The organism is Actinoalloteichus sp. GBA129-24 (assembly GCF_001941645.1).
In the GTDB taxonomy this organism is placed as follows: Bacteria; Actinomycetota; Actinomycetes; order Mycobacteriales; family Pseudonocardiaceae; genus Actinoalloteichus_A; species Actinoalloteichus_A fjordicus.
In genome coordinates this window covers 2,902,095-2,918,274 of sequence record NZ_CP016077.1, presented here as the reverse complement: position 1 = coordinate 2,918,274, position 16,180 = coordinate 2,902,095, and the positions used below count along the sequence as shown (strand labels likewise).

Below are 16,180 nucleotides of genomic sequence, written 5' to 3'. Positions count from 1 at the left end.
CCCATCGTGGCCAGCCGCACTCGGCTCGCACACGCCGCCCGGCCCCGGCCGGGCGGCGTGACTCGGTCCTACTTCTTCTCGTCCGGCGCGGCCGAGGCGTCCTCGGGCTTCTCGGCCGTCGCGGGCTCGGTCTTCGCGGCGCCCTCGCCGAGCATCTCCGTCACGACGGCCGGGGGGATGCGTCGGAAGGCGCGATGCGGCCGATCCCGTTCCAGCACGGCCACCTCGAGCTGGCCGAGGGCGGGCTCTCTCGCCTCGCCCTTGCTCGCCGTCCCCTTGCCCGTCGTCGGCTCCGTGGTCAGGGCACTCACGGCACTCCGCAGCGTCTCGGCCAGGCTCGACGAGGCGTGGTCGGAGTCGCGCAGTGCGCCGGAGATGGTCTCGGCCTGACCGCCCATCACGACGAAGCCGGGCTCCTCGATGATGGAGCCGTCGTAGGTGAGGTGGTAGAGCTGGTCGAGATCCGGCGATGCCCCGACCTCGGCCACACAGATCTCCACCTCGTAGGGCTTGATCTGCTCGGTGAAGATCGCGCCGAGCGTCTTGGCGTAGAAGCTGGCCAGCGACCGACCGGAGACGTCTCGACGGTCGTAGGCGTAGCCGGTCAGGTCGGCGTGCCGGATGCCCGCGACTCGCAGATTCTCGAACTCCGGGTAGCGACCGGCAGCCGCGAATCCGATGCGGTCGTAGATCTCCGAGACCTTGTGCAGCGTCTTCGACGGGTTCTCGGCGACGAAGAGCACGCCGCCCGCATAGGTCAGCACGATGGCACTGCGGCCCTTGGCGATGCCTTTGCGGGCCAGCTCGGACCGCTCGCGCATCAACTGCTCTGGCGAGGCGTAGAACGGCATGCTCACGAGGGACGCTCCTGGCGTGGTCGGGCGGGCACGGAATGAGTGGGAGTAGTCAGTGCCTGCGCGGGGCGGGCGGAGGGGGTCGACGTCCGAGGGGAACGGACGCGAGCAGGCGGGACGCCCTGAGCGACGCCCACAGCGCGGGCCGACGCACGTCGGGCGTGATCGACGACGGCGACGGGCACAGGGCACGGCCCCGCCCGCCGAGGCGCGCATCGGGCGATCGACTGCCCCGACACGGCGGGCGAGACGCGCAGGAAGGCGCGGGACACCACGGACTCAGCCGCCCGGATTCTCCTGGCGGCCTGCCACCACCGCGCGGGCGACGGCCTCGGCCCGATCGTCGTCGAGTCGCACCGCCCCCTCCGCCCCGGTGATCAGGACCACCGTCGGATAGATCCGGCGGACGAGGTCGGGATGGCCGGTCGCCGTGTCGTCGTCGGCGGCGTCGTAGAGGGCCTCCACGGCGACCCGCACCGCCGCGTCGGCGTCGGCGTCGGGGTCGTGTCGCTTCTTCAAGGCCGACTTGGCGAACAGCGAGCCGGACCCCACCGCGTGATAGCCGGCCCGTTCCTCGTACCGGCCGCCCGCGACGTCATAGGAGATGATGCGGCCCGCCCGGTCGGGGTCGGCCGCGTTGACGTCGTAGCCCACGAACAGCGGGACGGCCGCGAGCCCCATCATCGCCTGCTCCAGGTTGCCCCGGACCATGCCCGCGAGCTGGTTGGCCTTGCCGTCCAGCGACAGCGAGACGCCGTGGATCTTCTCGTAGTGCTGAAGCTCCACGGTGAACAGCCGGGCCAGCTCGACGGCGATCCCGGCCGCTCCCGCGATGGCCACGGCGGAGTGGTCGTCGGTGACGTACACCTTGTCCACGTCCCGCTGCGCGATCAGGTTTCCGCTGGTGGCGCGGCGGTCCCCTGCGATCAACACGCCACCTCGGAAGGTGACTCCGACGATCGTCGTGCCGTGCGGCGCGTCCACCCGGCCCCCGTTCTCAGCTCGGCCGCCGGGCAGCAGCCCCGGTGAGGCCGCCCGGAGGAAGTCGACGAAGGACGAGCCCGGCGCGAGGTAGGCGGCGGGCAGCACGGCGCCGGACGAGGGCGCGACCGAGGACTGTTCCATCGACGCGATGATCTCCTTGATCTGAGGAAGGGTGGCGGGTCGCCGACGGCGGGATCTGATCCCGCCCTCGGCGGAGAGGGGCACCTCGGCTGCATCCGACGGCACCTCGGCAGAGGAGAGTGCCTCGACTGCATCCAATGGCACCTCGGCGGAGAAGAGTGCCTCAGTGCGGCTACTCGCCGCCCTTCTGGACGTAGGCCCGAACGAAGTCCTCCGCGTTCTCCTCGAGCACGTCGTCGATCTCATCCAGGATCGTGTCGACGTCCTCGCCGAGCTGCTCGCGGCGTTCCTGGCCGCCGGTGCCCGCGTCCGGGGTCTCGTCCTCGTCGCCGTCACCGCCGCCATGGCGTTGCACTCGTTCCTGTGCCATCTCGCCTCCCTTATTACAGTGGAGCCCGCCATCAACATTACCCAGCAGTGCCTGCCCTGTCGCCTGTCGACGCGGGCCGGTCCGGGTCCTCAACGACGAGTCAAGGAGTCCACCAGTTCCTCCGCCGTCTGTGCCGCCTCCAACAGGTGTCCGACGTGCGCCTTCGTGCCGCGAAGGGGTTCGAGGGTGGGAATCCGCACCAGCGAGTCTCGACCCAGATCGAAGATCACCGAGTCCCACGAGGCGGCCGAGACCGCCGAGGGGTAACGCTCCAGGCAGCGGCCCCGGAAATAGGCCCTGGTGTCCTCCGGCGGGGCGGTCACCGCAGCCAGGACCTCTTCCTCCGCGACGAGCCTGCGCATCGAGCCGCGCGCGACCAGGCGGTTGTAGAGGCCCTTGTCGAGCCGGACGTCGGAGTACTGGAGGTCCACCAGGTGCAGCCGGGGCGAGGCCCAGCCGAGGCCGTCCCGGCTGCGGTAGCCCTCGAGCAGCCGGAGCTTGGCAGGCCAGTCGAGCCGATCGGCGCACTCCATCGGGTCACGACCGAGGGCGGAGAGGATCTCGCCCCAGGCGGCCAGCACGTCCCGCCCCGGCGGTTCCACGCCACCCGCCTCGGCGAAGCGCTCGGCCCGCTCGTGATAGGCCCACTGCAGGTCGAGGCCGGTGAAGCGGCGGCCGTCCGCCAACGAGACGGTGGCCCGCAGGCCGGGGTCGTGGCTGATGGCGTGGACGGCGTGGACGGGATCGGCGAGCCGGAGGTCGTCGAACCGGTGGCCGGACTCGATCATGTCCAGGACCAGCGCCGTCGTGCCCAGCTTGAGATAGGTCGAGGTCTCGGCCAGGTTCGCGTCACCGATGATGACGTGCAGCCTGCGGTACTTGTCGGCGTCGGCGTGCGGCTCGTCACGGGTGTTGATGATGCCCCGCTTGAGAGTGGTCTCGAGGCCGACCTCGACCTCGATGTAGTCGGCGCGCTGTGAGAGCTGGAAGCCCGCGCCGTCGCCGGACGCGCCGAGGCCGACCCGCCCGGAGCCGCAGATCACCTGCCTGGAGGCGAAGAAGGGCGTCAGACCTGCGACGACGGCGGTGAACGGGGTGCTGCGCGCCATCAGATAGTTCTCGTGCGTGCCGTAGGAGGCACCCTTGTTGTCGATGTTGTTCTTGTAGAGCTGGAGCCGGGGCTGACCGGGCACGGTGGCGGCCCGCATCGCCGCCGCCTCCATGATCCGCTCGCCCGCCTTGTCCCAGATGACCGCGTCGCGAGGGTTGGTGACCTCGGGTGCCGAGTACTCCGGGTGCGCATGGTCGACGTAGAGCCGGGCGCCGTTGGTGAGGATGACGTTGGCGGCACCGAGATCGTCGGAGTCGGGATCGGCGGACGGGAAGTGACCCGCGCCCAGGTCGAAGCCGCGCGCGTCGCGCAGCGGGGACTCGACCTCGTAGTCCCACCGGGCCCGCCGCGACCGAGGGATGTCCGCCGAGGCCGCATAGGCCAGCACCACCTGCGTCGAGGTGAGCACCGGATTGGCGGTGCTGTCCCCCGGCACTGCGATGCCGTATTCCACCTCGGTGCCCATGATCCGCCGCATGGTCGTCAGCCTACGGGTTCAGGGGGTCTGACGGTCAGTGGTGAGAGGATCACTCGATGGGCACTCCAGACGAGCTGGTCGCCGTGTTCGACGCGACCGGCAGCCGGATCGGAGCCACCACCCGCGCTGACATGCGAGCGCGCTCGCTGTGGCACGCCGCGAGTTCGGTTCTCGTCCGATCGGGTGATGGCAGTCGGGTCTACGTGCATCGGCGGACCGAGACCAAGGACGTGTTCCCCGGCAGGTACGACTGTTGGGCGGGCGGGGTGCTGGGGGCGAACGAGGAGATGGGCCAATGCGCACGGCGTGAGCTGGCCGAAGAACTCGGCGTGAGCGGAACACCGCTGGTCCGACTGTTCGACGGCCGATACGAGTCCGACACGGTGCGGCTCTTCACCACCGCATTCGAGGTGCGCTGGGACGGCCCGATCCGGCATCAGCTCACGGAGGTCGCCGAGGGCGGCCGGCTGGACCTGGCGGAGTTGCGCGCCAAGGTCGCGAACCCGGCCTGGCCGATGGTCCCGGACGGCCGCGAGCTGGCTCGGCGGTGGCTGACCCTGCTCGACGCGGGCGAGTTCGACTGATCAGCGCTCGACCGATCGTCGAGCGACGGACCACCCTCCCCGGCCGGTCACCTGTTCGACAGTCTCACCCGTTCGGCGGACACCGCAGTCCCGGACGCGCATCACGGTCGCCTCGGGCGGGGCGTCGCCTGCCGTTCGGCGCCGCGATTCGGGAAGCCGTCGGTGTCCTCGGCGGTGCGGGCTCGGGCCTCGGATCGAGGACCGCGGCCGCCACCGGACCCGAGGAGACGGATCAGGTCCAGGACAGCTCGGCGCGCTCGTCCCAGTACCGGTCGGCGGGGACGGCGAGACCGAGCAGCGCGTCGAGTTCGGCCGCATCGAGGTGCAGGCCGTCGACGGCGAGGTTGGCGCGAAGCTGTGCGGGTCCGGCGGGTCCCAGCAGCACGGTGTCCACCCACGGTCGAGACAACGCCGCCGCCAGCGCGACCGCGTCCGGACCGACCTCGTGTCTACGGGCGATCTCGGCGAGCACCTCCGGCGGACGCACCACCAGCCTGCCGTTGGCCAGCGCCTCCTTCACCAGGACGTGGAAGCCTGCTGCGTGCGCCTCGGCGAGTGCGCCACCCACCGAGGGCTCCAGCGGATTCCACGTCGACTGCACCGTCTGGAACAGCCGCCGTCCGTCGACCTCCAACGCCGAGGCCCTGCGTACCGTGTCGGCCTGGCGGGGTCCGGAGGTGGAGAAGCCGAGCCGGACTCCCTCGCCCGCGATGTCGGCGAGTTCGGCGAGCAGGTCGGCGTCGTCGAACAGCGGACTGTCCCAGGTCAGCGAGTGCACCTGGTAGAGGTCGATCCGGTCGCCGAGGAGATCCCGGCTCTGCGCCCACTGCGTTCGCAGTCGGGCCGAGGAGTGCTCCTTGACCTCGTGCACGGGAGCATCGGCCCGCCAGTGGGCGACGTAGGCGTAGCCCCACTTGCTCGACACCGTGACGTCGGTGTGCCCCCGGTCGTCGAGCCAGTCCGCGAGGAACTCCTCGGAGCAACCGTAGGACCGGGCCGCGTCGACCCAGCGGACGCCCTGCGCATAGGCGGCGTCCAGCGTCGCCCAGGTCGCCGCACGCATCGCCGCGACGGTGCGCTCCGCAGGCAGCTCCCGCTCGCGGCCGAGGTTGATGTAGGCGGGACGGCCGAGGGCGGCCAGCCCCAGTGCCAGGCGGGGGACGACCGGGCGATCAGACGTGTCGGACACGGACGCCACGGTAACCGCAGGCCGGTGGCCGGGCCGAGACGGCACCGGTCGCCGTCCGAGCGCTGTCCGCGCGGCACGGGAGATCGGCGGCACCGCCGGCGGTCGACGCCGGTCCGTCGAGCAGCGCTCGCGGTGCAGCGCACCGCCCGACTGGGCGATGCCGAGGATCAACAGCCCCGCCGGCACCCTGCCGCCGGACCGATGCTCACGCGGCAATGGTCACCGCAGGCGAGGGCGGCAGAGACGGCCCTTTCGAACCTCGTCGAGACCCGGCCGAACGGGCGACGGTCGGGATCAGGACCGCCCCGAAGGCGAGGCGGGCGCCGCCGGTCACACCCGCCGCACCGCCTCAGCGCCACGGGCACCGCAGTCCCGTTCCGTGCCGAGCCCCGGAGATCGAGTCCCGGTGGCTGCGGGAACGCTCGTCGGCAGGCCGGTTCGCCTGCCCTCGCTGGGCCGCCGCTCCGCTCGCAGCCGTCGGGGGCCTGCGGACGACGACTCATCGGGGTCCCGCCGGACAGCTGGCAATCCTGGCCGGGAGCGGGCGGAGGACACGCCTGCCGGACTGCCTACCGATCAACGGTTGTTCAGGACCTCGGTCGCCAGCCGCGACGCCACCTCGCACGACGGCTCGTCCTGACTCAGCCGGACGTCCACGCTGAGCGCCGCGCCGTCGACGTCCACCAGGACCGCACAGCCCTCGGCGGTGGTGCCCTGGCTGCCCGGCAGACCCGCGATCTCCACCGCCGAGGTCTCCCCGGTGATCAGCGTGTCGGACTCCACCCATTCCGAATACGGCGCGCCGGTGACCGCCGTGATCGTGGCCCCTTCGAGGTAATCCCGATTAGTCCAATTGCAGGTAGGCCCCTGCATCCGATTGGTGGTGTAATTCCCCGTCGCGTCGGGTAATTCGTCGAGCACCACCTGAGTCGGCTCGTCACAGGCTCGTTTCGTGGCGGCGATCAGTTCGTCCTCGGCGGTCTCGACGACGCTTCGGATGTCCGCGTCCCCACCGGGGGCGGCGGAGTCTGCCTCGCTGCACGCGGCCACGAACAGCAGCAACACCGCCGACGCGCCCACGCCCGCCAACCGAGGATTAGGAATCGACATATCAACTACCTCTGTAATCGCATCGGGCAAATGACGCTCATGGGGCTCGTCAGCCGAGCAAATCCCACTTCGCGGACTCGATCAGTGCGGGCGACGGCATTCTCCGGACCGCACATCGACCCCACACCTCGCCATCGTCACTCGAACTTGGAAGCGAAGATCACCATACACAGCGGGCAGGCCCGGATTGCAAGATCGAAAAGAAGTCACCAGAAGCGAAATTTTCACCGGAGCCGCGGGCTGGCTGCTGACCTGCGTGATCAGCATGCCCCGAGCGGAGACCGGGGCGGCGATCGCGGACCTGCCTGCCCGCCCGTTGAAATTCAGACCCGCAAGCAATTCACCAGATAGGCACGGCAGCCCGAAAGGAGTTCGCGAGAACCGCGGAGCCGGGCGCGACGCGACGGGCCCGTCGCCGATGAATGCATCGGCGACGGGCCCGCTGCTCGTCGATCAGCGTTCTCCGGGGTCGGGTTACAGGTACTGCCCCGTGTTCGTCGCGGTGTCGATGGCTCGGCCGGACTCCTGATTCTTGCCGGTGACCAGAGTGCGGATGTAGACGATCCGCTCCCCCTTCTTGCCCGAGATCCGCGCCCAGTCGTCCGGGTTCGTCGTGTTGGGCAGGTCCTCGTTCTCGGCGAACTCGTCCACGATGGCGTCCAGCAGGTGCTGGACGCGGAGGCCGGGCTGTCCGGTCTCCAGCACGCCCTTGATCGCGGCCTTCTTCGCCCGGTCCACGATGTTCTGGATCATCGCCCCGGAGTTGAAGTCGCGGAAGTACAGCACCTCTTTGTCACCGTTGGCGTAGGTGACCTCCAGGAAGCGGTTCTCGTCCGACTCGGCGTACATGCGCTCGACGGTGTTCTGGATCATCGCCTCGACGCAGGCCTGTTTGTCGCCTCGGAACTCCACCAGGTCGTCGGCGTGGATCGGCAGCGTGGCGGTCAGGTACTTCGAGAAGATGTCCTTCGCGCCCTCGGCGTCCGGCCGCTCGATCTTGATCTTCACGTCGAGCCTGCCTGGCCGCAGGATCGCCGGGTCGATCATGTCCTCCCGGTTGGAGGCGCCGATCACGATGACGTTCTCCAGCCCCTCGACACCGTCGATCTCACTGAGGAGCTGCGGGACGATGGTCGTCTCGACGTCGGAGGAGACGCCGCTGCCCCTGGTGCGGAAGATCGAGTCCATCTCGTCGAAGAAGACGATCACCGGCGTGCCCTCGGAGGCCTTCTCCCTGGCCCGCTGGAAGATGAGCCGAATGTGTCGCTCCGTCTCGCCGACGAACTTGTTCAGCAGCTCGGGGCCCTTGATGTTGAGGAAGTAGGACTTGGCCTGCTCGTCGGGGCCGCCTCGGGCCGAGACGACCTGTTTGGCCAGCGAGTTGGCCACGGCCTTGGCGATCAGCGTCTTGCCGCAGCCGGGCGGACCGTACAGCAGCACGCCCTTCGGCGGCCGCAGCTCGTACTCCCGGAAGAGGTCGGCATGCAGGAAGGGCAGCTCCACCGCGTCGCGGATCTGCTCGATCTGCCTGCCGAGACCACCGATGTCGGTGTAGCCCACATCGGGGACCTCTTCCAGGACCAGATCCTCGACCTCGGCCTTGGGCACCCGTTCGTAGGCATAGCCTGCCTTGCTGTCCACCAACAGGGAGTCGCCCGACTTCAGCGGCGACTCGGCCAGCGGAGCCGCCAGCCACACCAGACGTTCCTCGTCAGTGTGACCCACGACCAGTGCACGGCTCGGGCTGTCCTGGCCGGGATCGGACAGAACCTCGCGCAGGGTGCAGATCTCGCCGATCCGCTCGTATCCGCCCGCCTCCACCACGGTCAACGCCTCGTTGAGGCGCACCGTCTGGCCTAGGGTGAGGTCGCCGATCTCCACGTTGGGCGAGAGCGGGACTCGCATCCGACGGCTGGCGGTGAACACGTCCACCGTGCCGTCCTCGTGGCCCCGCAGGAAGACCCCGTAGCCGCTCGGCGGCTGCGCGAGGCGGTCGACCTCTTCGCGCAGGGCCATGAGCTGCGTGCGGGCATCTTTGAGGGTGTCCACCAGTTTCGCGTTGCGCTCGGTAAGCTGGTCAATGCGATCAGACGCCTCGGCGAGGCGCTGTTCCACTAGTTGAGACTGTCGAGGAGACTGGGACGACTGGCGGCGCAGCAGTGCCACCTCGTCCTCCAGGAATCGGATCTGCGCAGCAAGCTCGGCGTCGCCGCCGAACCTCTGCTCGTCGCCGCTGTCAGGCCTGCTGCCGGGATGGTCGTGCGGCATCTCGGCACCTCCTCCCGTGCTGGTGGATACCACGGTACCGGCGATCACCGTCCTTGGCGGTGTTGCTCCTGGGTGTGACCCATAAACGCCCGGTCGGCGGGACCGGATACACCGAACAGGCCTATTCGGCACGCCGAAGCAACTACCGTGCGTCCCGAGTGACCATGCAGGTTCGGCCGGTCGCTAAGCTCCGACCGGTCACGATGAGGCAGCAGTATGAGGAGAAGTCATGACCGTCCCGCCCAACCCCCAAGGCCCTTACGGCGGACAGCAGGGCCCGCAAGGCCAGCCGGGCGGTCAGCCGCCGTACGGCCAGCAGCCCGGACCGTACGGCCAGGGCCCGCAGGGCGGCCAGCCCCAGTTCGGCCAGCAGCCCGGCCAGCCCGAACAGTTCGGCCAGCAGCCCGGCGGCGCGCCCTACGGCCAGCAGCCTGACGGCTTCGGCGGCCCCGAGGGCGGCGCGCCCAAGAAGAGCCCGCTGCCCTGGATCCTCGCGGGCGGCGGCGTCGTCGTGATCGCCGTCATCGTCGTGCTGATCTTCACCCTGGGTGGTGGTGGCGCGGGCGGTTCGAGCAGTCCCCAGCAGGCCGCGGACGACTTCACCGCAGCGTTCAACGACGGCGACTACCAGCGTGTCAACGAACTCATGTGCGAAGCCGACCGGGCTGAGGACAGCGAGCTCGCCGAGGCCGAAGAGGCCATGTCCGAGATGACCGACGAGCTGGCGGCTCAGTTCGGCGAGGGCGTCTCCGTCGAGTTCTCGGTCGACAACGTGAGCGAGCCTGCCGACGGCAGTGCCACCGCCGAGCTGAGCTTCCGCTTCAACGGCCTCGACCCGGAGATGGAGGAGATGCTGGCAGGCAGCATGGACGAGATGACCTTCCCTCTCGAACTTGTCGACGAGGACGGCTGGCGAGTCTGCGGCATGAGCGGCATGACCGGTTGAGCGAGATCGTCTGATCAACTCGGCTGACGAATGCGGCCGGGCTCGTACGAGCCCGGCCGCATTCTGCGTCTCCAGCCTGTGCACGTGAGAATTTCTCTCACTGCCCACCATGCTTCTTTGGCAAGAGGCCACCCAGCACCTCATGGGCCGATACGGTCGCCCGGCAGAGGTGTGTGAGTCACGGGACCGACGCCGCAGTCATGCGGGTCGGCGCGCTCTGCCGATAGACGTCGACGAGACCACCGTGAGTCGTAGGAGAGAACATGTCCATGCCGCCTCAACAGCCCGGCCCGTACGGCCAGCAAGGAGGCTGGCAACCCCAGCAGGGCGGCCCGCAGTCCGGCGGCTTCCCCCAGCAACATCCCCAGCAGGGCGGCCCCCAGTCGGGCGGCTTCCCCCAGCAGTACGGACCGGGCGGTCAGCAGGGCTACGGTCAGCCCGGCCAGTACGGCCCCGGTCAGCAGGGTCCCGGTCAGTACGGCCAGCCCGGTCAGTACGGCCAGCCCGGCGGCTTCGGCCCCGAAGGCGGGCCCCCGAAGAAGAGCGCGCTGCCCTGGATTCTGGCGGGCAGTGGCGTCGTCCTGATCGCCGTCGTGGCCGTCCTCATCTTCACTCTGGGCGGCGACGACGGCGACGAGCAGGCCGCCCAGCCCGGCACGGGCGGAACGAGCAGCACCACCGAGGAGAGTCCCGACCCGTCCGACGACGAAGGCACACTGCCGGACGGCGGCGGACTCGCCACCGGGTCACCGCAGGCGACGGCCGACGCCTTCGCCGCCGCGCTGACCGAAGAGGACTACATCGCCGCCAACGCGTTGATCTGCGAGGCGGAGCGGGTGTCAGACGCCGAGGCCTCGGAACTCGACCTCATGGAAGGGGCGCCGCCGGAGATCGCCGATGCCCAGCCGCAGTTCACCGCCACCTCGGTGTCGGAGCCCACGGCCGACGGCGTCGTCACCGGCGTGATCGAGTTCTCCCTCACCGGCCTGCCGCCGGAGATCGAGCAGACCGCCGAGGACCAGGGCATCGCGCTCACCAATGAGCTGCCGATCGAACTGGTCGACGAAGGCGAGTGGAAGGTCTGCAGCTTCGGCTGAGACCGACGCGGTCGCCGTCCCTCGATCACGGCCGGGCTCGTCCTCGAGCCCGGCCGTGATCGCGTTCCACCGACATGGTCGACCGGCCACGGCGGGTCGCGCCGAACAACGGTGTGCGGCCCGTCGACGAGCCGGTCGAGTCGACCCACTCCCGACATTCGAGGTCAGCTCCGGCGAGTCCGTCTTCGGTCCCGCTCCAACGTGCGCGGAGCTCGGCGTCGGTGAGCTGCTGGCGACCGGAGGAAGCCGTCCCGGAGTCGTCATGACCGACGACGACGCAGCTCGCCACTCCTGCCCCGCGCAACGGGACACCAGCGACCAAGGACAGGTTCGAAGAATCGTCGTGCCGATCAGCGGGCGACTTACCGGCAACCAGTCACCATTCCCGCGACCTCGCCCGATAGCGTCGCCCGCACGCCACCGCCCGGATCGGATGCGGATCGGCGCATCGCGGGCACCGGCTCGGTGTCGGCTCGACCTTCCTCAGTCGTAGGAGACATCTTCATGTCCATGCCACCTCAGCCAGGCCCGTACGGGCCGCCCGGCGGCTGGCAGCAGCAGCCCGGACCGCAGTCGGGCGGCTTCCCGCAGCAACCCGGCGGGTATCCCCAGCCCGGCGGCCCGCCGTCCGGCGGCTTCCCCCAGCAGCAGCCCGGACCGCAACCGGGTTGGAGCGGGCAACAGCAAGGTTGGGGCGGGCAGCAGCCCGGCTACGGTCCGCAGTACGACCCCGCCGGGTCGGGGGGTCCCGGCGGGCCGAAGAAGAGCCCGCTGCCCTGGATCCTCGGCGGCGGCGGGGTGCTCGTCGTCGTCCTGATCGTCGTCCTCGTGCTCGTCCTCGGCGACGACTCCGACGGCGGCGCCACGACCGACGCGGGCGGCTCCGGCGCCCCTGGCGACAGCCGGTCCGACGGCGGTGGCGGGGACGGCAGTGGCGGCGGTGTCTCGGGAAGCCCGGAGCAGGCGGCCCAGACGCTGGCCGAAGCCGTGACGAATGAGGACTTCCAGACGTTCGTCGACATGACCTGCACGCAGTACCAGGACGAGCTGGGCGTCTCGGGCGTCGAGGACTTCGCCGCCGGTCTGGACCCCGGTGCGATCGATCCGTCGCTGGCCGCCATCGAGGTCGCCTTCACCGTCGACGCGGTCGCGCAGCTCAGCCCGGGGGAGGCGGAGGCGCGGATGCTGATCTCCTACACCAACGTGCCCGCCGAGATGGCGGACTACCTGACCGAGATGGCCATGTACTTCACTCTGGTGCCGGAGGACGGCCAGTGGAAGGTCTGTGACTACCGGGTGGACGAGAACTCCCTGATCATCCCCACCTACTGACCCTCCCGAACCGTCGATCGCGACCCGCGGCGTCGCCGCCGAGCACTCCGCTCGCGGCGACGCCGTTCGTCGTTCACGGTTCCGGTCGCCGAAGACGGTCCCGGCAGGGACTCGTCTCCGATGTGGAGCGAACCGGCGTCAGCCCTTGCTCGGCCGCCGCTGCGGCCTCGGCGCGGTCACCCCGTCGGCGAGCCGCCGCGCGGTGAGCAGGAAGGCGGTGTGGGCGACCATCCGGTGCTCCGGCCGCACCGCGAGACCGACGACGTGCCAGGGCCGGACGAGCGTCTCCCAGGCTTCCGGCTCGGTCCAGCACTGCTGCTCACGCAGCGCCTCGGTGATCCGGGAGAGCTGGGTGACGGTGGCGACGTACACCACGAGGACGCCGCCGGGAATCAGGTTCGCCGCGACGACGTCGAGCATCTCCCACGGCCCGACCATGTCCAGGATCACGCGGTCGACGGGCCCGCCGTCGTAGTCGGCCAGGTCGGCGACGTGCAGCGACCAGTTGTCCGGCTTGTCACCGAAGAAGCGCCGCACGTTGCGGTCGGCATGATCGGCGTGGTCCTGCCGGATCTCGTAGGAGGTCACCGAGCCCTCGGAGCCGACGGCCCGCAGCAGCGAGCACGTCAGTGCGCCGGAGCCTGCGCCTGCCTCCAGCACTCGCGCGCCAGGGAAGACGTCCCCCCACATCAAGATCTGCGCCGCGTCCTTGGGATAGATGACCTGTGCGCCTCGGGGCATCGAGAGCGTGTAGTCGGCCAGCCGAGGGCGCAGCGCGAGATAGGAGGTCCCGCCGCCCGCCGACGTCACGACCGAGCCCTCCGGGGCGCCGATGAGCGCGTCATGAGCCAGTCTCCCTCGATGGGTGTGGTACTCGCCGCCCTCTTCGAGCACCACGGTGTAGTGCCTGCCCTTGGGGTCGGTGAGCTGTACCCGGTCGCCGATCTGGAACGGGCCGCTGACGCTGCTCACTGGTGTCGAACCTCCTGCGATGATCTGGGGGAAGCCGCGTCGATCCCCGCCGTTCCTGCTCGCCGGGAGGAGGATCGGGCGTCGGCTCCGCGAGTGCGCCGCACGGCGTGCGGCGGCGCTGATGGTCGCAGACCGGCGGCCGTCTGCCGCGCGGAACCTCCCGATCGCCCGCTGCACCGCCTCGTCCATGGTCGGACACCGGCCGACGGGAGCCGTCGATCAGCCTGCGTCGAGCGCCGCCCGCAGCTCCTCCCTGCGGAGCACCCCGCACGGTCGCCCGTCGGCGTCGACGACGAGGAACTGCCAGGCCGAGGTGCTCAGCACCCGCTCGGCGATCTCCTCCCCCGACTCCGAGTCCAGGACGACGTTCTCCGCCGTGATCGCCTCGGTCGCGTACTCGGCAGGAGAGGACGGCGAGACGACCGCCAGCTCCTCGGCCGCCCGGCGATCCAGCAGGCCGACGGCGACCCCGTCGGCCCGCACCAGTACGACGCCGCGCCCGGCCGAGGCGGCCAGCGCGTCGGCCACCGGGCTCTCGGAGGGGAGCTGCAACACCGGTCGGGTCAGCTCCGCAAGCCGCAGCTCCGGCGGCCAGACCCGCCTGCCGGTGACCGCGAGTTCGGCGCTGATCCCCATCGCGATGAACCAGATCATGATCACGCAGGCGCCCAGCCGCAGCCAGCGGTCGTCGCTGCCCGCGAGGAGGCCTGCCGCAGCCCACCAGGCGAGCAGCACCGCGACCAGCGTCCCGCCGACCGCCGCCGCCCTGGTACCAGTCACCCGTCGGCCGCTGACCGCCCAGACCGCCGCCCGCAGGACCCGTCCCCCGTCGAGCGGCAGACCGGGCAGCAGGTTGAAGGCCCCGACGACGGCGTTGGCGACGGCGACCTGGACGACGAGCAGCCAGAGCACCCCGCGCGGCTCGATGATCGGCAGAAGACCCGCGAAGAAGGCGGCGAGGGCGAGCGACACCGCCGGGCCTGCCGCCGCGATCAGCCCTTCCTGCCCCGCCCTGGCGGGGGTCCGGACGAGTTCGGCCACACCGCCGAGGAACTGGAGTCGGATGCGGCGGACCGGCAGGCCGAGGCGCAGTGCCACGAAACAGTGTCCCAGTTCGTGAAGCAGCACCGAGACGCCCAGCAGGAGGGCGAACGCCGCCGCGAGGAGTGCCGAGGTGACCAGCCCGGTGTCCGGGAGCAGTCTGCGCACCAACGGCGTGTACAGGGCGACGATCAACAGGGAGATCAGCCACCAGGACGGGGCCAGCAGGACCGGCACGCCGCTCACTCGGAGCAGCAGCAGTCCCGACACCGAACCCGCTGACGGGGCGGGTCTGCTGGCGGCGGGCATCTAGGCAGCCTAGAACCCCGGGGGTGAGGCGGCAGTGCATCGGGTCGCCCAGCGCCGCCGAGGCCCGGTACCCCGGTGGTCGAGCGGGCCCTCGGCCCGGCACCCCGACGAGGCCCGGCACCACGGGAACCCGGCGGAGGTCGAGGACGACGCCGAAGACCAGGGCGGCACGGCCGAACACAGCACAGGCCTGTCTCGACATCCCCGTCTCGGCGTCCCCGCCCCTCGACATCCCCGTCTCGGTGTCCCCGTCTCGGTGTGGCGGCCCGCCGGGCGCTCGGTGCCCGACCGGCCGGGCGCGCGCGCCGGTCGTCCCGGCGCAGTGGACGACGCCGAGGTCGCATCCGGCTCGGTCACGCGCCTCGCGTCGCGGTCGGACCGTCGGCCGGGTGACCTAGGGTGCGCTGCATGACCGACACGGCGGGCACGAGCATCGACGCGGGCCGACGTTCCACGGGCACCGTCAGGAGACCTGCGCTGTCGCCCTCTCGGGCAGGCGACTTCAAGCAGTGTCCCCTGCTGTATCGCTTCCGGGCGGTCGATCGGCTCCCGGAGAAGCCGACGAAGGCACAGGTCCGAGGAACGGTCGTCCACGCCGTCCTGGAACGGCTCTTCGCGCTGCCGATCGACGAGCGGCTGCCAGAACGCGCCGAGGCCCTGCTCGAGCCCTGCTGGCAGGAGCTGTCCGCCGATCAGCCTGCCTGGACCGCGTTGTTCACCGGGCCGGACGATCCCGCGCTCGCGGAGTGGCTCGGTTCGGCGCGACGGCTGCTGGCGGGCTACTTCGAACTCGAGGACCCGCGACGGCTGGAGCCGGAGGCCTGTGAGCTGCTGGTGGAGACCGAACTCGACTCCGGCGTGCTGCTGCGCGGCTACATCGACCGCATCGACGTCGCCCCGACCGGCGAGATCCGGGTGGTGGACTACAAGACCGGCGCGGCGCCGCGTGCGATCGGCGAGGGCAAGGCCCTCTTCCAGATGAAGTTCTACGCCCTGGCCCTGTGGCGGCTGCGCGGCGTGGTACCCCGCCAGCTCCGGCTGATGTACCTGGCCGATCGGCAGTCCCTGTCCTACACGCCCGACGAGGCCGAACTGCGCCGCTTCGAGCGCACCCTCGACGCGATCTGGCAGGCCATTCTGCGCGCCGGTCGTACCGGCGACTTCCGCCCCAACCGCAGCAGGCTGTGCGACTGGTGCGATCATCAGGCGTTCTGTCCTGAGTTCGGCGGGACTCCCCCGACCTATCCCGGCTGGCCGGAGCCGGTCGCACCCGACGAGACCCCGTTGGACCGCGCCGACTGACCGCCGGCTGCGGGCGGGCTCGGCGAGCGGCCGGGCAGGCCTGCCGGGTTCGGCGGCTGGCAGACCGCGTCGAGGTGCCGGGCAGCTCCGGC

Annotated in this window: 14 protein-coding genes; 5 read left to right on the top strand and 9 right to left on the bottom strand. The window is 70.5% G+C overall.

All coding sequences use genetic code 11. From position 1 onward, the window contains the following. Window positions 1-68: 68 nt before the first annotated feature. The 4 genes from prcA to dop form a co-directional block, all read right to left on the bottom strand. The gene (gene prcA, locus UA75_RS13025) at window positions 69-857 is read right to left on the bottom strand and encodes a proteasome subunit alpha (protein ID WP_075740468.1); all 789 of its coding nucleotides are present in this window, start codon (window positions 855-857) and stop codon (window positions 69-71) included. A gap of 276 nt (window positions 858-1,133) precedes the next feature. Then, complete coding sequence (prcB, locus tag UA75_RS13020; RefSeq protein ID WP_075743755.1) at window positions 1,134-1,979, bottom strand: proteasome subunit beta; 846 nt, start codon at window positions 1,977-1,979, stop codon at window positions 1,134-1,136. Between the two features lie 172 nt (window positions 1,980-2,151). Further along, window positions 2,152-2,349, bottom strand: coding sequence for a ubiquitin-like protein Pup (locus UA75_RS13015; RefSeq protein WP_075740467.1), 198 nt, complete (start codon window positions 2,347-2,349; stop codon window positions 2,152-2,154). Window positions 2,350-2,438: 89 nt separating this feature from the next. Beyond that, a complete protein-coding gene (gene dop / locus UA75_RS13010; protein ID WP_075740466.1) occupies window positions 2,439-3,938 on the bottom strand; it encodes a depupylase/deamidase Dop in 1,500 nt (499 codons plus the stop codon). Window positions 3,939-3,994: 56 nt separating this feature from the next. Here dop and UA75_RS13005 point away from each other — a divergent pair, with 56 nt between their 5' ends. After that, window positions 3,995-4,522, top strand: a complete 528-nt coding sequence (locus UA75_RS13005; RefSeq protein WP_075740465.1) for an NUDIX hydrolase — start codon at window positions 3,995-3,997, stop codon at window positions 4,520-4,522. A gap of 232 nt (window positions 4,523-4,754) precedes the next feature. Here the strand turns inward: UA75_RS13005 and UA75_RS13000 are convergent, their stop codons facing one another. The 3 genes from UA75_RS13000 to arc form a co-directional block, all read right to left on the bottom strand. Further along, window positions 4,755-5,711 carry an aldo/keto reductase gene (locus UA75_RS13000; protein WP_075743754.1) on the bottom strand — a complete coding sequence of 319 codons (957 nt, stop codon included), beginning with the start codon at window positions 5,709-5,711 and terminating at the stop codon, window positions 4,755-4,757. 576 nt (window positions 5,712-6,287) lie between these two features. Then, the gene (locus tag UA75_RS12995) at window positions 6,288-6,821 is read right to left on the bottom strand and encodes a DUF3558 family protein (protein ID WP_083690684.1); all 534 of its coding nucleotides are present in this window, start codon (window positions 6,819-6,821) and stop codon (window positions 6,288-6,290) included. Window positions 6,822-7,295: 474 nt separating this feature from the next. Next, complete coding sequence (gene arc, locus UA75_RS12990; protein WP_075743753.1) at window positions 7,296-9,089, bottom strand: proteasome ATPase; 1,794 nt, start codon at window positions 9,087-9,089, stop codon at window positions 7,296-7,298. Window positions 9,090-9,318: 229 nt separating this feature from the next. Here arc and UA75_RS12985 point away from each other — a divergent pair, with 229 nt between their 5' ends. The 3 genes from UA75_RS12985 to UA75_RS32800 all read left to right on the top strand — a co-directional run bounded on the left by UA75_RS12985 (window position 9,319) and on the right by UA75_RS32800 (window position 12,464). Next, on the top strand, window positions 9,319-10,035 hold the full coding sequence (locus UA75_RS12985) for a DUF4878 domain-containing protein (protein ID WP_075740463.1): 717 nt from the start codon (window positions 9,319-9,321) through the stop codon (window positions 10,033-10,035). Between the two features lie 263 nt (window positions 10,036-10,298). Beyond that, entirely contained in the window at window positions 10,299-11,132 is an 834-nt protein-coding gene (locus UA75_RS12980) for a hypothetical protein (protein ID WP_075740462.1), read from the top strand. Window positions 11,133-11,636: 504 nt separating this feature from the next. Continuing rightward, window positions 11,637-12,464: a hypothetical protein gene (locus UA75_RS32800; protein ID WP_157434149.1), complete on the top strand. Its 828-nt coding sequence runs from the start codon at window positions 11,637-11,639 to the stop codon at window positions 12,462-12,464. Between the two features lie 138 nt (window positions 12,465-12,602). On the opposite strand, the gene UA75_RS12965 is transcribed toward UA75_RS32800, so the two are convergent. Continuing rightward, window positions 12,603-13,436, bottom strand: coding sequence for a tRNA (adenine-N1)-methyltransferase (locus tag UA75_RS12965; protein WP_075743752.1), 834 nt, complete (start codon window positions 13,434-13,436; stop codon window positions 12,603-12,605). Window positions 13,437-13,655: 219 nt separating this feature from the next. Then, on the bottom strand, window positions 13,656-14,786 hold the full coding sequence (locus UA75_RS12960; protein ID WP_075740459.1) for a site-2 protease family protein: 1,131 nt from the start codon (window positions 14,784-14,786) through the stop codon (window positions 13,656-13,658). A gap of 408 nt (window positions 14,787-15,194) precedes the next feature. On the opposite strand from UA75_RS12960, the gene UA75_RS12955 reads away from it, so the two are divergent. Next, window positions 15,195-16,088, top strand: a complete 894-nt coding sequence (locus UA75_RS12955) for a RecB family exonuclease (RefSeq protein WP_075740458.1) — start codon at window positions 15,195-15,197, stop codon at window positions 16,086-16,088. Window positions 16,089-16,180 lie beyond the last annotated feature (92 nt).

Coding starts and splice junctions, on each gene's coding strand:
- prcB (WP_075743755.1), bottom strand. CDS start 1,979: ATGGAACAGTCCTCGGTCGCGCCCTCGTCCGGCGCCGTGCTGCCCGCC.
- UA75_RS13015 (WP_075740467.1), bottom strand. CDS start 2,349: ATGGCACAGGAACGAGTGCAACGCCATGGCGGCGGTGACGGCGACGAG.
- dop (WP_075740466.1), bottom strand. CDS start 3,938: ATGCGGCGGATCATGGGCACCGAGGTGGAATACGGCATCGCAGTGCCG.
- UA75_RS13005 (WP_075740465.1), top strand. CDS start 3,995: ATGGGCACTCCAGACGAGCTGGTCGCCGTGTTCGACGCGACCGGCAGC.
- UA75_RS12995 (WP_083690684.1), bottom strand. CDS start 6,821: ATGTCGATTCCTAATCCTCGGTTGGCGGGCGTGGGCGCGTCGGCGGTG.
- arc (WP_075743753.1), bottom strand. CDS start 9,089: ATGCCGCACGACCATCCCGGCAGCAGGCCTGACAGCGGCGACGAGCAG.
- UA75_RS12985 (WP_075740463.1), top strand. CDS start 9,319: ATGACCGTCCCGCCCAACCCCCAAGGCCCTTACGGCGGACAGCAGGGC.
- UA75_RS12980 (WP_075740462.1), top strand. CDS start 10,299: ATGTCCATGCCGCCTCAACAGCCCGGCCCGTACGGCCAGCAAGGAGGC.
- UA75_RS32800 (WP_157434149.1), top strand. CDS start 11,637: ATGTCCATGCCACCTCAGCCAGGCCCGTACGGGCCGCCCGGCGGCTGG.
- UA75_RS12960 (WP_075740459.1), bottom strand. CDS start 14,786: ATGCCCGCCGCCAGCAGACCCGCCCCGTCAGCGGGTTCGGTGTCGGGA.
- UA75_RS12955 (WP_075740458.1), top strand. CDS start 15,195: ATGACCGACACGGCGGGCACGAGCATCGACGCGGGCCGACGTTCCACG.